Source organism: Bradyrhizobium sp. (genome assembly GCF_019244115.1).
Taxonomy (GTDB): Bacteria; Pseudomonadota; Alphaproteobacteria; order Rhizobiales; family Xanthobacteraceae; genus Bradyrhizobium.
Map to the genome: position 1 here is coordinate 1 of NZ_JAFATE010000397.1, position 20,012 is coordinate 20,012.

18 protein-coding genes are annotated in these 20,012 nt (G+C 64.3%); 11 read left to right on the forward strand and 7 right to left on the reverse strand.

The genetic code is table 11. The annotated features are described in order from the left end of the window. A partial coding sequence (locus JOZ76_RS17295) for an acetolactate synthase large subunit (protein ID WP_291700064.1) occupies window positions 1–1,631 on the forward strand: 1,631 nt, incomplete at its 5' end. A gap of 297 nt (window positions 1,632–1,928) precedes the next feature. Continuing rightward, complete coding sequence (locus JOZ76_RS17300; RefSeq protein WP_291700065.1) at window positions 1,929–3,896, forward strand: CocE/NonD family hydrolase; 1,968 nt, start codon at window positions 1,929–1,931, stop codon at window positions 3,894–3,896. A gap of 46 nt (window positions 3,897–3,942) precedes the next feature. Here the strand turns inward: JOZ76_RS17300 and JOZ76_RS17305 are convergent, their stop codons facing one another. Further along, window positions 3,943–4,203: a hypothetical protein gene (locus tag JOZ76_RS17305; RefSeq protein ID WP_291700067.1), complete on the reverse strand. Its 261-nt coding sequence runs from the start codon at window positions 4,201–4,203 to the stop codon at window positions 3,943–3,945. A 206-nt stretch (window positions 4,204–4,409) separates the two neighbouring features. Continuing rightward, entirely contained in the window at window positions 4,410–5,063 is a 654-nt protein-coding gene (locus JOZ76_RS17310; protein ID WP_291700069.1) for a helix-turn-helix domain-containing protein, read from the reverse strand. Between the two features lie 325 nt (window positions 5,064–5,388). Here JOZ76_RS17310 and JOZ76_RS17315 point away from each other — a divergent pair, with 325 nt between their 5' ends. From JOZ76_RS17315 to JOZ76_RS17325, 3 genes are read left to right on the forward strand one after another with little or no spacing between them, the layout of a single operon-like run. Beyond that, window positions 5,389–6,885, forward strand: a complete 1,497-nt coding sequence (locus JOZ76_RS17315) for an amidase (RefSeq protein WP_291700071.1) — start codon at window positions 5,389–5,391, stop codon at window positions 6,883–6,885. Window positions 6,886–6,934: 49 nt separating this feature from the next. Then, complete coding sequence (locus JOZ76_RS17320; RefSeq protein WP_441300048.1) at window positions 6,935–8,155, forward strand: MFS transporter; 1,221 nt, start codon at window positions 6,935–6,937, stop codon at window positions 8,153–8,155. 21 nt (window positions 8,156–8,176) lie between these two features. Beyond that, window positions 8,177–9,409, forward strand: coding sequence for an NAD(P)/FAD-dependent oxidoreductase (locus JOZ76_RS17325; RefSeq protein ID WP_291700075.1), 1,233 nt, complete (start codon window positions 8,177–8,179; stop codon window positions 9,407–9,409). A 6-nt stretch (window positions 9,410–9,415) separates the two neighbouring features. On the opposite strand, the gene JOZ76_RS17330 is transcribed toward JOZ76_RS17325, so the two are convergent. Continuing rightward, window positions 9,416–10,396, reverse strand: coding sequence for a Bug family tripartite tricarboxylate transporter substrate binding protein (locus JOZ76_RS17330; protein WP_291700077.1), 981 nt, complete (start codon window positions 10,394–10,396; stop codon window positions 9,416–9,418). A 177-nt stretch (window positions 10,397–10,573) separates the two neighbouring features. Here JOZ76_RS17330 and JOZ76_RS17335 point away from each other — a divergent pair, with 177 nt between their 5' ends. Then, window positions 10,574–10,948 (forward strand): hypothetical protein, encoded by a 375-nt coding sequence (locus tag JOZ76_RS17335; RefSeq protein ID WP_291700079.1) that lies wholly within the window; start codon window positions 10,574–10,576, stop codon window positions 10,946–10,948. Between the two features lie 7 nt (window positions 10,949–10,955). Here the strand turns inward: JOZ76_RS17335 and JOZ76_RS17340 are convergent, their stop codons facing one another. The 3 genes from JOZ76_RS17340 to JOZ76_RS17350 all read right to left on the reverse strand — a co-directional run bounded on the left by JOZ76_RS17340 (window position 10,956) and on the right by JOZ76_RS17350 (window position 14,717). Next, window positions 10,956–12,101, reverse strand: coding sequence for a hypothetical protein (locus JOZ76_RS17340; RefSeq protein ID WP_291700081.1), 1,146 nt, complete (start codon window positions 12,099–12,101; stop codon window positions 10,956–10,958). Between the two features lie 213 nt (window positions 12,102–12,314). Further along, window positions 12,315–13,625, reverse strand: coding sequence for a polysaccharide deacetylase family protein (locus tag JOZ76_RS17345; RefSeq protein ID WP_441300049.1), 1,311 nt, complete (start codon window positions 13,623–13,625; stop codon window positions 12,315–12,317). A gap of 288 nt (window positions 13,626–13,913) precedes the next feature. Further along, window positions 13,914–14,717 (reverse strand): polysaccharide deacetylase family protein, encoded by an 804-nt coding sequence (locus tag JOZ76_RS17350; protein ID WP_291700084.1) that lies wholly within the window; start codon window positions 14,715–14,717, stop codon window positions 13,914–13,916. Between the two features lie 80 nt (window positions 14,718–14,797). Here JOZ76_RS17350 and mgtE point away from each other — a divergent pair, with 80 nt between their 5' ends. The 4 genes from mgtE to JOZ76_RS17370 all read left to right on the forward strand — a co-directional run bounded on the left by mgtE (window position 14,798) and on the right by JOZ76_RS17370 (window position 18,478). Next, window positions 14,798–16,219: a magnesium transporter gene (gene mgtE / locus JOZ76_RS17355; RefSeq protein WP_291700086.1), complete on the forward strand. Its 1,422-nt coding sequence runs from the start codon at window positions 14,798–14,800 to the stop codon at window positions 16,217–16,219. Between the two features lie 81 nt (window positions 16,220–16,300). Beyond that, window positions 16,301–16,597: a helix-turn-helix domain-containing protein gene (locus JOZ76_RS17360; protein WP_291700088.1), complete on the forward strand. Its 297-nt coding sequence runs from the start codon at window positions 16,301–16,303 to the stop codon at window positions 16,595–16,597. A 76-nt stretch (window positions 16,598–16,673) separates the two neighbouring features. Next, window positions 16,674–17,492 carry an aldo/keto reductase gene (locus tag JOZ76_RS17365; RefSeq protein ID WP_291700090.1) on the forward strand — a complete coding sequence of 273 codons (819 nt, stop codon included), beginning with the start codon at window positions 16,674–16,676 and terminating at the stop codon, window positions 17,490–17,492. A gap of 134 nt (window positions 17,493–17,626) precedes the next feature. Then, entirely contained in the window at window positions 17,627–18,478 is an 852-nt protein-coding gene (locus JOZ76_RS17370) for a hypothetical protein (RefSeq protein ID WP_291700092.1), read from the forward strand. Between the two features lie 16 nt (window positions 18,479–18,494). Here the strand turns inward: JOZ76_RS17370 and JOZ76_RS17375 are convergent, their stop codons facing one another. Continuing rightward, entirely contained in the window at window positions 18,495–19,172 is a 678-nt protein-coding gene (locus JOZ76_RS17375) for a DUF599 domain-containing protein (protein WP_291700093.1), read from the reverse strand. 114 nt (window positions 19,173–19,286) lie between these two features. Between JOZ76_RS17375 and JOZ76_RS17380 the strand changes: the two genes are divergently transcribed. Beyond that, window positions 19,287–19,943, forward strand: a complete 657-nt coding sequence (locus tag JOZ76_RS17380; protein WP_291700095.1) for a glutathione S-transferase family protein — start codon at window positions 19,287–19,289, stop codon at window positions 19,941–19,943. The last annotated feature ends 69 nt before the right edge of the window (window positions 19,944–20,012 follow it).

The window sequence follows — 20,012 nt, forward strand, 5'->3', positions numbered from 1 at the left end:
TGGTCGCGGCATTGGAGAACGAAGGCGTCGACCGGATCTTTGGCGTGCCGGGCGAGGAAAATCTCGACGTCGTCGAGTCGCTCCGCAAGTCGAAGATCGAGCTGGTGCTGACCCGCCACGAACAGGCGGCGGCGTTCATGGCGGCGACGCATGGGCGGCTCACCGGGCGGCCCGGCGTGTGCATCTCCACACTCGGGCCAGGGGCGCTCAATCTCTCGACCGGCGCGGCCTATGCGCATCTCGGCGCGATGCCGATGCTACTGGTCACCGGGCAGAAGGCGATCATGAGCAGCCGCCAGGCGCGTTTCCAGATCGTCGACGTGATCGCTTCGATGAAGCCGCTCACCAAGATGTCGCGGCAGATCGTGAGCGCCTCGACCATCCCGACGCTGGTCCGCGATGCCTTCCGCGTCGCGATGGAGGAGCGGCCGGGGCCGGTGCATCTGGAACTGCCCGAGGATATCGCGGGCGACGAGGTCGAGCCGGTGCCGATGGTGCCGATCCATCCGATCGAGATCCCGGTCGCGCATCGCGCGGCGCTCGACCGCGCTGCGGACATGATTCTTGCGGCCAAGCGGCCGTTGATCATGTTGGCGGCAGCGGCAAGCCGGCCGCGTTCCACCTTCGGGATCGCGGGCTTCGTGCGCCGCACCGGCATTCCCTTCTTCACGACGCAAATGGGCAAGGGCACCGTGCCGGGCGGCACCATGCTGTATATGGGAACGACCGCGCTCTCCGAGCGCGACTATGTGCACGAGGCGATCGACCAGGCCGACCTGATCATCGCAATCGGGCACGATACCGTGGAGAAGCCGCCCTTCATCATGGGCCCGCAAGGGCCGCAGGTGATCCACGTCAGCTACACCCCGGCCACGGTGGAGCAGGTCTATTTCCCGCACGCGGAAGTCATCGGCGATGTCGGTCCGAGTCTCGAACTGCTGGCGGACCGCGTCGATGGCAAGCTGCCGAATGCCAAGGCGCTGCTGCCGCTGCGCGAAAGCATTTTGAGCCGGGTCGCCGATCGCGCCACCGAGAACCGGTTTCCGGTCACGCCGCAGCGGCTGGTTCATGACGTCCGCCAGGTCATCCCGGAGAACGGCATCGTCGCGCTCGACAACGGCATGTACAAGATCTGGTTCGCACGCAATTACCGGACCTATGTCGCCAATACGCTGCTGCTCGACAATGCGCTGGCCACCATGGGCGCGGGCCTGCCGTCGGCCATGATGGCGGCGATGCTCCATCCGGACCGCCGCGTGATGGCGATCTGCGGTGACGGCGGTTTTATGATGAACAGCCAGGAGCTGGAAACCGCGGTCCGGCTCAAGCTCAGTCTGGTCGTCCTTGTTCTGAACGACGGCGCCTACGGCATGATCCGCTGGAAACAGGCGGTCGATGCCTTCCCGGATTTCGGCCTCACGTTTGGCAATCCCGACTTCGTCCGCTACGCGGAATCCTACGGTGCGAAGGGCTCTCGCGTGACGTCGGTTGACGGGTTGCTGCCGACGCTGGAGGCCGCCTTCAAGGGCGGCGGCGTTCATCTGGTGGACGTGCCGATCGACTACTCCGAGAACACCAGGGTGCTGGTCGATGAACTCCGCGATCGCAAGCTCGGCTTCGAGCCGACCTGACGAGCGCGAAGGAGGGACGGAACCACGATCGGAAAATTCACCTTTCAGGCGCCCTCGACCTCCTGTTCGAACCCGCCCCTGGCGCACCCGGATGGCCAACGTCTTTCAATTCGACGACCGCGGACATGTGCCGCCGCTGATGGCACCCGAGCAGATCGACGTGGTCGCCTCCTTCCCTGCTCGATGACGCGCGTTCCGGCGCAACAGAGCGCTGAGGTTCGCGAGCGAAGCTGGTCGCTTGCGCCGATTGGCCGACGATCCTATCGTGAACACTCCCTCACCACCGGGCGCAACTGCGTGACGACGCCGGCCAAATCCCAGCGAATGTTTTTGACCCGCCGCGGGCTCGGACGCCTGCTCGGCCTCGTGCCGTTCGCGTTATCCGGCATCCTCAGGAGAGCAGCGGCCGCCGCCGCCGGCGACATGGTCCGCGAGCGCAAAGTCATGGTTGCGATGCGCGATGGCGTCAGGCTGGCAACCGACATCTATCGTCCCGCGCGTGACGGCCAGCCGCTCGACGGCCGCTTCCCGGTCATCCTGGAACGCACGCCTTATGGCCGCGAGGAGCCGAGCCGCTCCGAGATCGATGTCGCCAATCAGAGGCCCAAGTCCCGCGCGGAGGTGGCGGCATTTTTCGTGAAGCGCGGCTATGTCGTCGTTTATCAGGACTGCCGCGGGCGCTACGACTCGGAAGGCGAGTTCGTCAAATATCTGAGCGACGGCAATGACGGCTTCGACTGCTGCGAATGGCTCCTAGCGCAGCCCTGGTGCAACGGCAAGATCGGCACCATGGGCCTGTCCTATGCGGCGCACACGCAAGGCGCGCTCGGCTGTGCCGGTGCCCCGGGCGTCGCGGCGATGTTCCTCGACAGCGGCGGCTTTTCGAATGCCTATCAAGGCGGCATCCGCCAAGGCGGCGCCTTCGAATTGAAACAGGTGACCTGGGCCTACAGCAACGCGCTCGTCAGCCCGGCTGTGCTGCGTGAGCCGGCGCGCCTCGCCGCACTGAAAGCCGTCGACATCAGGCAGTGGTTCGCACGCATGCCGTGGACGCGCGGCAACTCTCCGCTGACACCCGCGCCCGAATACGAGTCCTACACCTTCGACCAGTGGGAGCACGGCGAATTCGACGGCTTCTGGAAGCAACTCGGCATCTATGCGGAGGGATTCTACGACCGGTTCAGCGACGCGCCGATGGTGCACATGTCGTCCTGGTACGATCCCTATCCGCGCACGGCGACCGACAATTATGTCGGTCTGACGCGGCGCAAGAAAGGACCCGTCCGGCTGATCGTCGGCCCCTGGACGCACGGTGACCGCACCCTCACTCATGCCGGCGACGTCGACTTCGGACCGGCGGCAACGATCGACGGCAACATCGCCACCGACTTCCTGACGCTGCGCGCGCGCTGGTTCGATGCCTGGCTCAAGGGTGAGGCGAACGGCGTCGCCGACGAGCCGGCCGTGCGCCTCTTTATCATGGGCGGCGGCAGCGGGCGAAAGAACGCGGCCGGGCGTCTCGATCACGGTGGACGGTGGCGCGCGGAGACCGACTGGCCCATCCCCGATGCAATCAATACGCCTTACTACCTCACGAGGGACGGCGCGTTGACACCCGAGCCGCCAGCGGCCGGTGCGCCGGCGCGCACCATCATGTTCGATCCCGACAACCCGGTGCCCTCCATCGGGGGCTCGATCACCTCGGGCGCGCCGATCATGGCGGGGGGCGCGTACGACCAAATGGAGGGCCCGCGCTTCTTCGGCTCACGTCAGCCGTACCGGCCGCTCGCCGAGCGCCCCGATGTTCTGGTGTTCCAGACATCGGAGCTTGCGGCGGACATCGAGGTGACCGGTCCGATCGTCGCAACGCTCTGGGTCGCATCCGATTGCCCGGATACCGACATCACCATCAAGCTGCTCGATGTCTATCCGCCGTCGGCCGATTATCCGCAGGGCTTTGCCATGAACTTGACCGACGGCATCCTGCGCCTGCGCTATCGCGAGTCCTGGGAGCGGCCGCGCATGCTCGAGCCGGGGCGCCCGGTTCAGATCACCGTATCGGCGTTTCCGACCGGCAACCTGTTCAAAGCGGGTCATCGCATCCGCCTCGACGTGTCCTCCAGCAATTTCCCGCGTTTCGACGTCAATTGGAATACTGGCGAGCCGGAAGGGCGCGCCACGCGCAAGGCCATCGCACGCAATACCGTGTTCCTGGACCGCGACATGCCATCCCATGTCGTGCTGCCGATCATTCCGCCGCGTTGAACCGAGCGACCGAATGTCGGGTCGGCCGCACCAATGCCGCGCGCGGTCAACCGTAGCCTTCCTCGCTGATCCCGTACTCCTCGTAGATGCTGAGAGGATCGCGGTCGGGAAACAGCCTGCATTTGGCCTGTGCCAGATGCAGATTGACGGTCGCAGGCTCGCGGCCGCTGGCGAGCAGCTTGCGCAGGTCCTCCATATGGGCCCGTGGCTGGTGTTTTGCCGGGAGCTGCTCCAGCGCGACCAGCGCGGTGGCAAGCGCCTCGGTGACGACCCATCCGTCGTGGCCGGTGATTCCCTTCCTCGGCATCCGCTCACCCCACCTGTCGTGGCGATCGCATTGTAGCGCGGTCCGGCTGTCACGACCATGGATGCTTGCCGCTCCAAGTCTCGTGGATATCCAGGCGGCCTGACTTTGCAGGTGGAACTGCTTCGATCTGCTCATTGCTTGAGCAGCATCCGCGCGCGAATCAGCGATCGTCCTTGCCTGAAGCTCTGCCGCCCAACGCGGCCGAATTAGGACTTGCCCTCGCGCACCGCGATCTGGTGCAACTGCTCGTAGAGATCGGTCTCTTCGCTGGTGCAGAGGCAGACGCCTTTGGCCGGTTGCTCGCCGGCATTCAGGTAGGCGTGACCCATCGTGCTGTCGAGATAAATGCCATCACCCTCGTGCAGGATTTCCGGCGCGTAAAACTCGGTGTGAACGGCGACACTGCCGCTCGTGACCAGAAAATACTCTTCACCTGCGTGACGCAGCAGCGGGCCAAACTCTTCCAGGGATCGCGCGCGGACCTCCGCCATGATCGGCACCATGCGCTTTCCGATCAGGTCGGTGCATTGATAGTTGTAGGTGTAGAATTTCGTATCGACAACCCGGCCTTGTCCGGCGCGGCTGATGCTGCGCCGTGCGGTGACGGGCCGGCTAAGCTCCACGCGGCTCATCGCCGGATTGAACAGCTCGGCAATCTCCATCTTCAGGCCGCCAGTCAGTTGCTGGAGCTTGTCATAGGTCAGCGACATCAGGCCGTTCTCGACCTTCGACAAGGTCGACAGCGCAAGCCCGGTCCGCTCCGCCACCTGCTTGAGCGTCAATCCGCGCGCCTGGCGCGCTGCCTTGAGACAATGGCCAAGCTGTGAATGCGATCCGTCCGGCATGCTGTGGTCATTCATGGCGCGTCCTGTCAATCGGTTGCCTGACGCGAACGATGGCCTCGACCTCGAGTGGCCATTTGCGGTGCAGGCTGATGCTTGCATGATCTTCTCGAAAAGCCGCGTCGCAGTTTTCCGGATCATACATTTGAGAAATGCACTTGCTGGATCGACCCTATTTTTTCCAATCGGAAAAGGATGTCAAACCGCAGGAAATCTCGAATCGGCAGACTCTTGTGCGATTCGATCAGCATTTGCGCATACAAATGCAAAAATGACAAAAGTTGAGGCAGCGAAATAAATTTTCCTATGATAAATGATTTTCAAAGACAGAAAGAGATTTGGCATGGGAGAGCTCTGCGATACCTCAGCGATTGAGGTGCAACGTCTGTTGGCGGACCGGGAGATCTCTCCGGTGGAACTCGCCGAGGCCTGCCTGTGTCGGATTTCGGCGGTCAATCCCGCCGTGAATGCGGTCGTGACCCTGGATGAGGAGGGGGCGCGAACGGCGGCCGGCCTTGCGGAGCTTGCGTTCGCTCGCGGCGACGTGCGAGGGCCGCTGCAAGGTATGCCGGTCCTGATCAAGGATACCCAGGACACCGGCGGGCTCCGCACCACCTATGGAAGCCCATTGTTTGCGAACCACGTGCCGGCCGCGGACCAGGCCTCTGTGGCAAGGCTGCGGGCGGCCGGGGCAATCATTCTCGGCAAGACCAACACGCCGGAATGGGCGGCCGGCGGCAACACCCGCAACCCGGTGCATGGCGCGACTGGCAACCCCTTCGATCCCATGCGCTCGGCCGCGGGCTCTTCGGGCGGCTCGGCGGTTGCGCTCGCCTGTGGCATGGCGCCGCTGGCCTCGGGCTCGGACACGGGCGGCAGCCTGCGCAATCCGGCGGCCTATGCCGGCATCGTCGGCATGCGGCCCTCCTACGGGCTTGTCGCAAGCGAGCGCCGTGTGTTCGGCTGGTCCAATCTCTCGACCGACGGGCCGATGGCCCGTTCGGTGGCCGATGTCGCGCTGATGTTGTCCGTGATGGCGAGCGACGATCCGCGCGATCCGCTCGCCTACACGCTGCCGGGCACTGTCATCCGGGGGCGGCCCGAGCCATGGAGCCCGCCATGTCAGATCGATTTGAAGGGCATCCGCGTTGCCTTCACCGACGATTTCGGCTTTGCGCCGACCGAGCGCGCGATCCGGCGCGCGTTCCGAAAGCGCGTCGAACGGTTGACGCCGCTCGTGGCGGAGTGCCGCGAGGCTGCGCCGGATTGTGCCGGCGCTGATGAGACTTTTGCCGTGCTGCGGGCAGCGCTGTTCTTGGCCACGCATGGCAAGACCTATCAGGAACGGCCTGACATGCTGGGCCCGAATGTGCGCGCCAATGTCGAGGAGGGGCTGCGTTACAGCCTTCAGGACTATGCCCGCGCCGCCGCGGCGCAGACCCGGATCTACCGCAGCTTCCAGACCTTCTTTGCAGGGTGTGACGTCATCATCAGCCCCGCGATCACCGTCAGCCCGCGGCCATGGGCCGAGCTCTACCCGACCGAAATCGACGGCGAGCCGACAAAATCCTATTTCCACTGGCTGGCGCTCGCCTATGGCGTGACGCTGGCCGGGCATCCCGCGCTGAGCCTGCCAATGGGGCTCGATGAAAGCGGCATGCCGTTCGGCCTGCAGATCGTCGGCCCGCGCGGCGGCGACGCCATGCTGCTCGCGGTGGCGGCTGCGCTGGAGGCCGCATTCGCAGAAGATCCGAAGCTTCGCCGACCGCGGCCGGATCTCGCGCGTCTGTCCAATGCGCCGCCGCTGTCCGCCACGCCAGGCTTTCTGGCCTGGGATTGATACGAAAGCCTCAATCGAGCTCACTGCAACCGGAGTCAGCATGTCGTTCTTGTCGAAACAAAGCGCCGGCGTGGTCGGATTCGTTCTGCTCTATGTCGCCTTCTGCATCTCCTACATCGATCGTGCCGCGATTTCGATTGCGCTCGCCCAGATCGGCAAGGATTTCAGCCTGCAGGCCTCCGATCTCGGCATCATCATCAGCGCCTTCTTCCTGGGTTACGCCATCATGCAGGTGCCGGGAGGCTGGCTCGCCGACCGGATCGGATCGAAGACCGTCATCATTGCCACCATCGCGATGTGGTCGATATTCACTGTCATGACCAGTTTCGCCTGGTCGCTGCTCTCGCTGATCGCGATCCGCTTCATCTTCGGCATTGCCGAGGGCGGCTTCCCGCCCGCCACCGTGAAGGCGATCACCGAGCTGTTCGACAAACAGGCATGCCCGAAGATGTCGGCGCTGCTGCTGTCCTCGAACTATGCCGGCAGCATGATCGCGCCTCTCGTCATGGCGCCGCTGATCATTTGGCTCGGCTGGCGCCACGCCTTCACCGCGATCGGGGTTGCAGGCATCGTCTTCGCGATCATCTATTGGGTGTCGATCCCGCGCTCCGGGAACGTCACGCCTGCGGCTCAAGCCAGGAAGCAGGCGAGCGCGGCTGACATGCGCGAGCTTCTCAGGACTCCGCTGCTCTGGCAGCTTCTGGGGGTCTGGTTCGGCCTCAGCTGTGTCAACAAGGGGCTGGATTCCTGGATGCCGACCTATCTGTTGCAGCAGCGTGGGCTCGATCTGAAAGCCGTCGGTCTGCTCGCACCTATACCGTTCGTGCTCGCGACGATTTCGACCGCGATCGGTGGCTGGGTCATGACGACATTCTTTGCAGAGAAGGAAAAGTATCTTTTGATCGCCAGCTCCACCTTGAGCGGCGTCTTCCTCTACGCGATGTACCGATCCGAGACCATCGCCGCGCTCATCGTGTTTCAGTCGCTGCTCTATTTCTTCAAATCCTTCGTGCTCGCCACCGTGATCGCGCTTCCGACAAAACTGCTGCGCAACGACCAGATCGGCACCGGGATCGGCATGATCAATTTCGGCGGCCAGAGCGCCGGTTTCGTTGCCCCTGCGGTGATGGGCTTCATCGTCAGCGGGACCGGATCGTTCGATGCCGCGTTCGGCTTCCTCGTCGTCATGACCGCGATCGCGGTGGTCGTCGCGGCGACGATCAACACGGCGCAAGCGGACGTGGTGCCAAGCGCGGCGCCGGCCTCTTGAAATGAGAGACGGGTCACAAGAATGAAGAACGCAATCGTTCTCGGCGCCGGAATGGTGGGGATCGCGACCGCGGTGCATCTGCAGCGCCGCGGCTGGTCGGTCGTGGTCGTCGATCGCAGGGAGCCGGGGCAGGAGACCAGCTACGGCAACGCCGGCTTCATCCAGAGCGAGGCGCGGCGACCCTATCCGATGCCGACCGACCTCAAGTCGCTGCTCGAAATCGCCACCGGCCGCAGCAATGACGTGCACTATCGGCTTGCCTCATTGCCGCGCCACGCGGGTCCGTTGCTGAAGTACTGGTTGAACTCCTTTCCCGCGCGGCATGACCAGATTTCGGCCGACTATGCGCGGATCATCGCAAAGGCCGAGAGCGAGCATGACGACCTGATCCGCGCCGCCGGTGCGGACAACCTCGTGCGTCGCGACGGCTATCGGGTTCTCTACCGGGATCAGGCGGCCTTCGACCGCGAGCTGGCTGAGGCGGAGGCGCTGCGCGCCGCCTACGGCATCAGCTTCCGCGCCATGTCGGCTGCGGATTTCGCGAAGGCCGAGCCGGGCCTGATCAATCCCGGCGTCGGAGCGCTGCACTGGCTCGAGCCGTGGACGGTCTCCGAGCCCGGCGCGCTGGTTGCAGCCTACTCACATCTGTTCGAGCGGCTCGGCGGCACCATCATGCGTGGCGACGCCGAAACCCTCACCCAGACCGGGACAGGCTGGGCGGTCACGTCAGCCACCGGCCGGCTCGAGGCCGAGGCTGTCGTCGTGGCACTCGGCCCATGGTCGCCAAGCTTCCTGCGCCGGTTCGGCTACAGGATTCCGATGCTGGAGAAGCGCGGCTATCACCGGCACTATGCGGGCGGCCAGAAACTCGATCTGCCACTGCGAGACGCTGCGTTCGGCTATGTGATGGCGCCGATGACAAAAGGGTTGCGCCTGACCACCGGCGCCGAGCTGTCGGCGCCGGATGCGAAGCCGACACCGGTCCAGCTCACGCGCGCGGAGGCCGCCGCGCGCGACCTGATCGATCTCGGCAAGCCGGTCGAGCTCGAGCCGTGGCTCGGCACGCGGCCCTGCATGCCCGACATGCTGCCGGTCCTGGGCCGCGCGGCGCGGCACAAAGGGCTGTGGCTGCATTTCGGACATGGCCACCAGGGCTTCACCCTCGGCCCGACCACCGGCCGCATGCTGGCCGAGCTGATGAGCGGCGAACAGCCGGTCGTGGAGGCCACGGCATTTCGACCGGATCGCTTCTGAGTTTGATTACTCCGCCTTCAGGCCGGCCGACGCGACCACCTTCGCCCATTTCTCGGTTTCGTCGGCGATCAGCTTGGCGAAATCGACAGGGCGTCCGGGCATCGGCTCACCGGCGATCGCTGCGAAGCGCGCCTGCATCGCGCCGTCGGCGAAGGCTGCATTGATCTCGGTGTTCAAGCGCGCGACGATCTCGGGCGGCGTTTTTGCGGGCGCTGCAATGCCGTACCACTGGCTGGCCTCATAGCCCGGCAGAAAGCTTGCCACCGCCGGCAGGTCCTTCAGCACATCGGCTTGCGACGCGCTCGTCACCGCAAGCGCGCGTAGTTTGCCACTCCTGATATAGTCTGCGGTTCCCGGAGCTGCGGCAAACAGGATCTGCACTTGGCCGCCCAGAAGATCAGTCAGCGCCTGGCTCTGTCCGCGGTAGGGAACGTGAACCATCTTGGTGCCCGCCATGGCGTTGAACAATTCGCCGGCCATGTGCGGCGCGCTGCCGATCCCGGCCGAAGCCATGTTGATCTTGTCGGGATTGTCCTTTGCGTAGGCGATCAAGTCCAAAATGCTCTTCACCGGCAGGGACGGATGCACGAGGGCAACCATCGGCACGCGGATCACGCCCGCGACCGGCGCGATGTCGCGAAGGAAGTTGAATTTCAGGCGAGGATAGAGCGACGCATTGACCGCATTGGGCAGCGTCGCGAGCAGCAGCGTGTAACCGTCGGCCGCGGCATTGACGACCGCTTCGGTCGCAATGTTGCCGTCGGCGCCGGTGCGGTTCTCGACCAGGAAGGGCTGGCCAAGCCGGTCGGTCAGCCACTGCCCGATCAGGCGCGTGGTGATATCGACGCCGCCCCCCGCCGCAAATCCGGCGACGATACGGACCGGGCGCGAGGGATACCCGGTCTCTGCGGTCGCGACGCGCGACAGCATCGGACAGCCGAGGATGCCTGCGATCAGCTCGAATAGATGACGGCGAGAAGGGGTCATGAAAGGCTCGCGACAATGTTTCGCCTGCGGGCGGGTCTCGGTGAGTTGACCAAACGGGACCCGCGGGGTTGCCCCGGCTCGTTTGCTTTATTTTGCGTTCCGGCGGCTGCCGCTCACCTCGTGTAAAGCTTTTGCGGTCATAGGATGGCGGTCCATCCCGGGGAAGGCCGGAAAGCCATGCGACTCCTCAGCTTCATCTACCGCGTCCTGTCGAACTTCGCGTTTTTGGCGCTGGCCTATTTCAGCCTCAACTACATCGAGAAATACAACAACCGCGCCAGCCTCGCGATCCTGATCCTGGTCTACGCCGTCATGCGCTCGGTGTCGGCGCTGCGCTCGTTCTACTTCTACAACCGGATCGAGCGGCTCGAGATCGAGGCCCGCCGCATGGTGGGACTTTTGGTCGAGGGACCCAGCGGCGCGGCGCTGCGCAAACACCTGGTTGGCGAAGTCAGCCTGCTGCGCCGCGACGGCGAAATCAAAGCCTATATCGACCTGTTCTTTCTGGCGGCCGTGGTTCTGGTCTGCGTCGGCAAGATCATGACCGAGTGATCGTCTCTCAGGGCAAGAGTCGTTTGGCGAGCTCTTCGTAAAGCATGCGGTTGCCGGCGACGGAAAAGTGGTCGTCGCCGAGGATATAGAGGTGCTCGTACCAGTCCACATCGCGATCGGCGACGGCGAAGTAGGGCGGAAACAGGTTGATGAACGCCTTGCAGCGGGTGGGGCAGAAATCACGCCAGATCCTGACCTGCCTGCTGTCACGGTCGTTCTGCGCGATCTGCTGGGCCCAGGGATAGACCACGATGGTCAGCGGAATGCCGCGGCTCTTCAGGAGATCCGAAAGCCTCGTCATGTTCTGCACCGAGCGTGCGATGCCGCCCTCGACGCCGAGCGGCTCGTATCTGGCAGGGTCCGGATTGGGCGTGGTCCAGCCGATCCGGTCATGGTCGTGCTCGATCGCCCTGCGCCGGTTGCCGAGCATTGACTGCACCCAGCGCTTGGCGGTGATGCGCACGCGATTGGTGACGACGAAATGATCGATGAAGAAGTCGTGCTTCAGCGGCGACGCGGGCGGATAGGTGCCGGGCGGGAGAGTGCAGAACTTCTGGTATTGCGGATCGTCATCGATGCAGAAATAGGATGTCGCCTCGTCTTCGACGTCCGAACTGTCGGACAGCAGCACCACCTCGTCGAACTGCAGGCCGAGATCGAGCAGATACTTGACCTTCCTGTAGTAGATGCTGGGCGAATAGGATGCGACGCCGGCGTCGAGGAACTCGACTTTGGGGTCGCGCGCTTCGCCGGCTTGATTGAGCAACCCGAAGAAGGTCTTTTCGTAGGGGATGCCGATCGCCTCGGTGAAGGAATCGCCGACCAGCAGGATCCGACGATGATTTGATTTCAGCGGCACCTCGCGGACTGATCCATCCTTGAAGCCGAGGCTGTTGGTGAAAAGGGGGTAGCGCGCTTCGCCCCAGACGTCATAACCATCGAAATTCGCCGCCAGACCGTGGTCGTAGATCGAATTGGCGATCCGCGCCGCATGGTCGCGTTCCTGCCCCATCGTGAAGGCGGAGTAGAGAAAGTCGAAGCCAAGAAACAGTCCCACGCAATAGAGAAACATCAGGACATTGACCAGCACGCGCTTTGGCGCGAACCACGCTTTGAATGGTCGTGCAGGAAAGATCGACAGCCGGTCCGTCATTGCGTCTCGTCAGTTGTTGGGGTCCCCGCAAGCCCCTTACCTGCCTCCGAGGTTGACGGCAACCCGGCCGAACCCCGCGCGACGCATCCCATGCCCGAGACATCGCTTGCCGCGATGGGGCTCGCGTTCGACATTCGCGCGACTGGGAAGACGGCATAAGCCGCGGCCTGCGGTTCTCGCGTTCGCTTGGTGGATGAGACGGCTTGCGCCGGCTCAGCGCTTCTTCAAGCTTGCAATCCGGACCGGCGGCTTGCTCCTGGCATTGTCCGGAGCCTCGCGTTCGGATGCGCTGCGATCCGCACTCGCGACGGGCGACTTCTGATGACCACTCCGCCCGATATGGCGCCCGTGGGATCGGCGCGAGGGGGACTTGGTCGTATGCATCGCAAGCGATCGGGCCGGCGTCGCCTCGCGCGCGCTGCTGGGCGCGTGCTCCAACGCGCGCGCAACCAGCGGCACGGCCTCGACCGGCGCATGCACCTTTTCGGCGATCTCGAACAGATCGGCTGCCGGCACGGGCAGGGCGCTATCGGCGTTGTGCGGAATGACGCCAATCTCGCGTGGCCAGGGCGCCTGGCGTGGGAGGGGCACGCCATTGGGCCGGCGCGTCGCCGCGAAAGATTCGTTCATCAGCAGTTCGCCATCAAGCGCGCCCAGGTCCGAGAGCGTGGGAGCGGGAAGGGTGACGTCTGCGGCGATATCGAGTTCAGGAACTTTTGGCCAGCGCGCGATCGGTACGGTTTCCGAAACCGGATGCAGCTGCCATTCCTGTGGCTCGGTTGCGGTCGCGACCCGGTCGGCCGTTGCCGGCACGACGTGGACGATATGGTAGCCGCGAACCTTGAGTTCGTGCAGGAAGCGGGGCAGCGCCGCGACGGTACGGGCCTGAATGTCGTGCAGCAGGATGATGCCCCGGCCTCTCGCCTCCAGCCGCGTGATCGCGAGCTCGAAGACCTGGTTGGACGAAATGTGTCGCCAATCGTCGGCGAGAAAGTCGGCGCTCCAGACCTGGATCCCGCGGGAGGCGAGATAGCGCTCGGCAACATCGGAGCGCTCGAGGCCCGGGAAGCGGAAGAACGGCGCGAGCCCGGATGGATCGGTCATCGCCGCGGTCACCGACGCGATGCCCTGGTCGATCTGCGGCTGCGCGCGCTCGATCGGCAACCGTTCGAAGCCGAGCGGATGCGACTGGGTGTGGGTGCCCACCGTATGGCCGGCCGCAACGAGCTTGCGGACGCCCTCAGGATTGGCCTTAGCCTGATCGCCGATCGTGAAAAAGGTCGCGAGGACGCACTGATCGGCCAGGATCTGCAAGACCTGGTTGCTGTAGCGCGGCAACGGCCCGTCGTCGAACGTCAGCACCACCTCGTGGTCGTGAAGCGGAAGCGTTTCCTTGTATTGCATCGCGCCGATCCGCGGATGCTCGGTGGGGTCGACGACAAGCGTCCGCGAGGTTCCGATCGCGTCGGGATGGCCAGGGCAATCGGCGGCGGCGGCTCCTTGGGCGACAACGAGCCAGGCCAACAATCCAAGACCGGAAATCGCTTGCCATCGGATCCGGACGCGACCAGAACGCTCAACCGCCATGACGCACCACCTGTATTTCCATTCCAAGACCGGCAAATCCAACAAATGCCGAACGGCCCGTTTCCCGGATTCGCCCTGGGCCTGCCATCACATCTTATGTATACCCGCAAGAACCCCAACCAATAGCCGCCACGCGGTGAACCCAGCCTGAACAATCCGTCATCCACCGGCCCTCCGGATTTCACCGCCCATTCCGGTTAAAACTCCGGAGATCCGAGCCGGCAGTCAGAGCTGCTTTGCGCCACTGTCCGGCGCGAGTGGCACGAGATGCACCACGTGATAGCCATTGTCGCGAAGATAACGCAGGAAAGTAGGCAGCATCGCGGCAGTCCAGGCCTTGGTGTCGTGCATCAGGATGATGCCTTTGCGGGCATTCTTCAATCGTCCAACGAGCAGCTTGAACTCCTGTTCCGGCGTCATCCTGATCCAGTCGCTGACCCAGAAGTCTGCGCCGAACACGGCGATCTCGCGCGACTGCAACAGGTCGAGCAGGGCCGGCGAGGATTCGAAGTTGGGAAAGCGGAAGAACGGCGTGGACGGTGTCGCCGCTGCGACGCCATGGAGGGCCAACTCGTCGGCGGCAATGCCATGATCGATCTCGTCAGTCGCGCGGCTCAGGCTGATCTTCGGCAGGCTTGGATGGTCCCAGGTGTGATGCCCGACCGTGTTTCCATCCGCCGCGATCCGCCGCACCAGATCCGGATGATCGGCCGCATGCTCGCCGATCAGGAAGAAGGTCGCGTGGACACACTCCTTCGCCAACGCCGCAAGCACTTTTGGCGTGGTCAGCGGGGAGGGACCGTCATCGAAGGTCAGCACGACCTCGTGGTCATGCAGGGGCAGGGTCTGCGGAAAGCTCTTGAGGCCGACCCGAGGGTAGAGCTTGGGATCGACGGCAAGAACGCGCGACGTCCCAAGCGTCCCCTCGCGCGGGCAGTCGGCAGCCTCTGCCGCGGCGGCCATTGCGGACAAGGCCAGCAACGCGCCGACCGCTGAGGGAAGCCATCTGTGCCGCGGCATATTTTCCATTGCGCCGGATGTTTCCGATTGGGTAAGGCTCGATCGATAATGACGACTTGAGCAAGTCTGTCAAACCGGGGACGCACGTCATGAGCGAACAAATCGACGTTCCCCGCACCGACGAGGCGGCCCCGCTCGATCGCATTGCAATGCGCGGAGAGGATGGCGAGATCCGCCGCGCCTTCGTCGAGCGCATCGCCGGCGCGATCAAGGCGGGCGATGCCGAGATGTTGCGCGCTGTCGTTGCCGACCTGCACGAAGCCGACCTCGGCGATCTGATCGCCGCGCTGGAGGCGGAGGATCGCGTCAGCCTGGTGGAACTGACCGGAGCCGACTTCGACTTCTCGGCGCTGAATGAGGTGGATAATACCGTCCGCGAGGAAATCCTGGACGAACTCGAGCCGGAGACGGTTGCGGAGGGCGTGCGGGAACTCGAGTCCGACGATGCCGTCGAACTGCTCGAGGCGCTCGACGAGGCCGAGCAGGAGGAGATCCTCGAAAAGCTGCCGCCCTCCGAGCGCGACGTGCTGGAGCGCAGCCTCGATTATCCGGAAAACTCCGCAGGGCGGCGGATGCAGACCGATTTCATCGCGCTGCCGCCGAGCTGGACCGTCGGACAGGCGATCGACTATTTGCGCGAAACCCCCGATCTGCCTGATCGGTTCTACGAGATCTATGCCGTCGGGAGTGATCGGCACTGGCAGGGCGCAGTGCCGCTCGATGCGCTGCTGCGCGCACGCCGACCGGTGCTGCTGGCCGACCTGATCGATCAGGATCGCCGCAAGGTCTCAGTGATGGATGATCAGGAGGAGGTGGCCCGGCTGTTCGGCAAGTACAATCTGGTCACCGCCCCTGTGCTCGATCGCGACGATCGGCTGGTCGGCGTCATTACGGTCGACGATGTCGTCGACGTCATCGCGGAAGAAGCCGATGAGGAAATCAAGGCGCTCGGCGGCATTCCCAGCGACGAAGAACTGTCCGACAGCGTCTGGACCATCGCCAGGGGCCGATTCAACTGGCTGCTCGTGAACCTGGCGACCGCCTTCCTTGCCGCATCGGTGCTCGGATTGTTCAAGGGGCAGCTCGAAAAGATGGTGGCGCTGGCGGTGCTCGCACCGATCGTGGCGAGCCAGGGCGGCAACGCAGCGACTCAGACCATGACGGTGGCCGTCCGGGCGCTTGCGACCCGCGAGCTCGGCGCCAGCAACGCCTGGCGCGTCGTGCTGCGCGAGAGTCTGGTGGGCCTTTTGAACGGCCTCGCGTTCGCGCTCATCACGGGCGTTGCGGCGGTTGCCTGGTTCAATGTCCCCGGCCTCGGCGTCGTGATCGGGCTCGCGATCGTCTGCAATCTCGTGGCCGGCGCCCTCGGCGGCATCCTGATTCCGATGGCCTTGGAACGGGTGCGGGTCGATCCCGCCGTCGCCTCCGGCACCTTCGTCACGACCGTGACGGATGTCGTCGGCTTCTTTTCGTTCCTCGGCATCGCAACGCTCTGGTTCGGCCTGAAATAGCCTTTTTGCCCAAGCGCTTTTATCGTTAATCCGCCCTTAACGCGGCTCGCCGATGATCCCCGGGCGAAAGGGACCGGGATCATGCAGCGTTTGCGTCTGAAGGCCGATGGGCGGATTGTCGAGTTGCGGGACGGGCAGGAATTCCCGTTGCAGCCGGATTCGCTCGTTGCAGCCACACGGGGCCTGCCGGGCGTGCGCGATCTGCGCCGGCGCGCGCAGCTGACCCAGCAGCAATTTGCTGAGAAGCTCGGCGTTCCCGTGGAGACCATCAGGAACTGGGAACAGGGCAAGCGCGCGCCGCGCGGCCCGGCACGGGCGCTGCTCGCCGTCATCGCGCATGCCCCCGAGACGGTGTTTGCGGCCTTAGCCAAGGCTTGAGCCAGAGGCGAAGCTCCCGTTGGCAGAGCGCCGCCGAGGGGACATAATGTGCGCGCTTTTCTGAGAGTATCCGCCCATGAAGATCATCGCGGCCAATGGTGCACGGATCCCCTCAATCGGGCTTGGGACCTGGGAACTGCGCGGGCGGCAATGCGCGCGCATCGTCGAGCAGGCACTGAAATTCGGCTATCGTCACATCGACACCGCCCAGGCCTACGAGAACGAGCGCGAGGTCGGGGAGGGCATTCGCTCCTCCGGCGTCCGGCGCGACGAAGTTTTCCTCACGACCAAGATCTGGACCAATCATTTTGCCCCCCACGATCTGGAGCGTTCGACCAAGGAAAGCCTGGTGCGCCTGCGGCTTCCCGAAGTCGACCTTCTGCTGCTGCATTGGCCCAATCCGCATGTCCCGTTGTCGGAAACGCTGGGCGCACTCGCCCATGCCAAGCGACTTGGCCTGACGCGGCACATCGGCGTCTCGAATTTTACCGTGGCCTTGATGGATCAGGCGGTGGCCGCCTGTCCGGAGCCGCTGGTCTGCAACCAGGTCGAATATCATCCCTATCTCGATCAGACCAAGGTTCTGGAGGCTTGCACCCGTTACGGCATGGCGCTCGTCGCCTATAGCCCGGTAGCCAAGGGCCGGATCAAGACCGATCCGACCCTGGTCCGGCTCGGGCGCATTCATCGCAAGAGCCCGGCCCAGATCTGCCTGCGCTGGCTCGTGCAGCAGAACGTTGCGGCAATCCCCCGCACCTCGCGGATCGAGCGGTTGTCGGAGAACATCGAGATCTTCGATTTCGAGCTGAACGACGAGGAAATGAACGAAATCTCGGCGATGGGAAGTTCTGGGGGGCGCCTGACCGATTTCGCCTTTGCCCCGAAATGGGATTGAGGTTGCGGCAAGGCCGGCTATGCTCGACAGCTGGGCGTTGCAGGGCACGCGAGCGGTTCTCGCAAGCGACATCACCTTGTGTTCCGTCGCGCCTGATCACCTCCTGGGGATATGCGAGCCGATGACGACCTGACGTGGAGTGGCGGCACGATAGAGGGGCGGGCGTTGCGGCGTCGGCGGTCGCGCATCTGTCGATCGTTGCGCTGGTGATTCTGTTCGCCGAGGTGCATCCGTTTGGCGTGGCTCCCGCCGAGCCGATCACGGTCGATATCGTCACGGCGGAGGAAGCTGAGAGGAAGCCGGAACCGACCCCCGTGCCGACGCCGGTTCCGCAAGTGCCCCCGCCCGACAAGCCGGCCGCGGCGCCCGCCACGGCCGAACAACCGAAACAGGCTGCCGCTCCCGCCACCCCCCAGGCGGCGCCGCCCGAGCCAGCATCGCGATCTGCGAGCGCGCCGCCGCAGCAGCCGTCACCTCAAGCGGCACGGCGGGATGTCGGCCCTGCGCCGCGCACGCCGCCGGCTGCCCCAGCCTCGCCGGCGCTTGGCTACACGCCGCCCGAACCCGACCTGACGGTGAAATACCATGTGCTGCTGGGCCTGCCCGGCGAGTTGCCGCCGCCTTCGTCACCTGCCGACAAGCCCGGCGACGGCATCGATGCGACAGCCTCAGTCGCCGCCGATGTCGACTCCAGCCTGAAAGCGCAGTTTCGCCGGCGTCTCAAAACCTGTTCGAAGCTGCCGGCGTCGATTTCGCCATCCGACAACGTCTTCATCAAGCTGCGCGTCCTGATGGCCGCCGATGGCACGCTGGCGGCTGAGCCGATCCTGATTGAAGCCAGCGCTTCCGCGAAGGGACCGCTGTTGATGCAAGGCGCGATCAGCGCGTTGCAGGCCTGCCAGCCCTACGCGATGCTACCCAGGGACCGCTATGGCGAATGGAAGGTGATCGACCTGACCTTCACGCCGCAGGATTTCACTGGTTGATGTCAGCGTCGATACGCTAGCTCCCCATGGCCCGCCAGGCATTGGACGCGAATTGGCGTCGCCAGGTCACGATGACGACGGCTCCGGTCGTCACGAACAGGACCCATGGGCTGACGAACCAGCCGAGATAGCCGAGCGCAAAGAAAAATGCGCGCTGGCCGCGGTTGAAGTGGCGGCCGGCGGCCTCGAACAGGCGGGAGGTGCGGATGACATGCGCCTCGGCCTCCGGCGCATCGCGCTTGCCGGACGGAGGCATCGCACCGAACAGGATCGCCACGTAATTGAACAGGCGGTACGCCCAGGCGAATTTGAAGAAGGCGTAGACGAAGATCAGGATCAGCCCCAGGCATTTGATCTCCCACAGCGCGGGCGCGGGGCTGATGTCGATGGGCAGCTTCTTGAGGATGTTCAGGGCGTCGTCGGTCGCCCGAAGCAGCGCCAGACCACCGCCGACCGCGAGCAGGCTGGTGGAGGCGAAGAACGCCGTGCCGTTCTGCAGCGACGCCATGATCTGCATGTCGACCATGCGTGCCTCGCGATCGAGCATGCGCCTGACCCAGATCTCGCGATAGGCATTCATCCGCGCCGACAGGCTGTCGCGGCCATAGGCAGTGTGCTCCAGCGTGACCGCGTAGACGAGCCATTCGAGGGCGAAGAACGCGACCGCGAGGCTATCGACGAGATATGGGGCCATGCTGTATCCCTCGCCGGGCGCGTTACCGGCCCGGCCGTGATGTTGCGACGAGGACGCGGTGAGGTAGGCTGCCGTCCCGGATGTGAGCGTATAGCTGAACAAGGCGTGCGAGGGATGACGTTGAAGCTCGTGATCGGCAACAAAAACTATTCATCCTGGTCGATGCGGCCCTGGCTCGCGCTGCGGGCGAGCGGCATCGACTTCGAGGAGATCTTCGTCCCGCTCTACACCGGCGATGCCGACAAGCAGAAGATTCTGAGCTTTTCGCCCGCGGGCAAGGTCCCGACGCTGATCGACGGCGACATTACGGTCTGGGATTCGCTCGCCATCATCGAATATCTCGCCGAGCGCTTTCCAGAAGCCCGGCTGTGGCCGGAAGATCGCGCCTGCCGTGCATATGCGCGTGCCATCTCGGCCGAGATGCATTCCGGCTTTCAGGCGCTTCGCGGCGAGTGCGGCATGAATCTGCACCGCCCGATCCGTCCCATCACGCTGTCGGCGGATGCGCAAACCAATGTCGCGCGCATCCAGGAGATCTGGACTGACTGCCGCGAGCGCTACGGTCACGAGGGTCCATTTCTGTTCGGCGCCTTCGGTGCCGCGGATGCGATGTTCGCGCCCGTGGTCCATCGCTTTCGCACCTATGCGATCGAGGTGGCACCACAGGTCAAGGCCTATATGGAAACGATGATGGCGCTGCCCGCATTCGCACAATGGACCGAAGCAGGTCTTGCCGAGACGCTGGTGATCGACCGGTTCGAGCAGGTTTGAGGCGAGGCGGATTATGACTGCCGCCACTCCTTGACGGATCGGGGTGAAGCCGGTCTGAATCCACCGGGC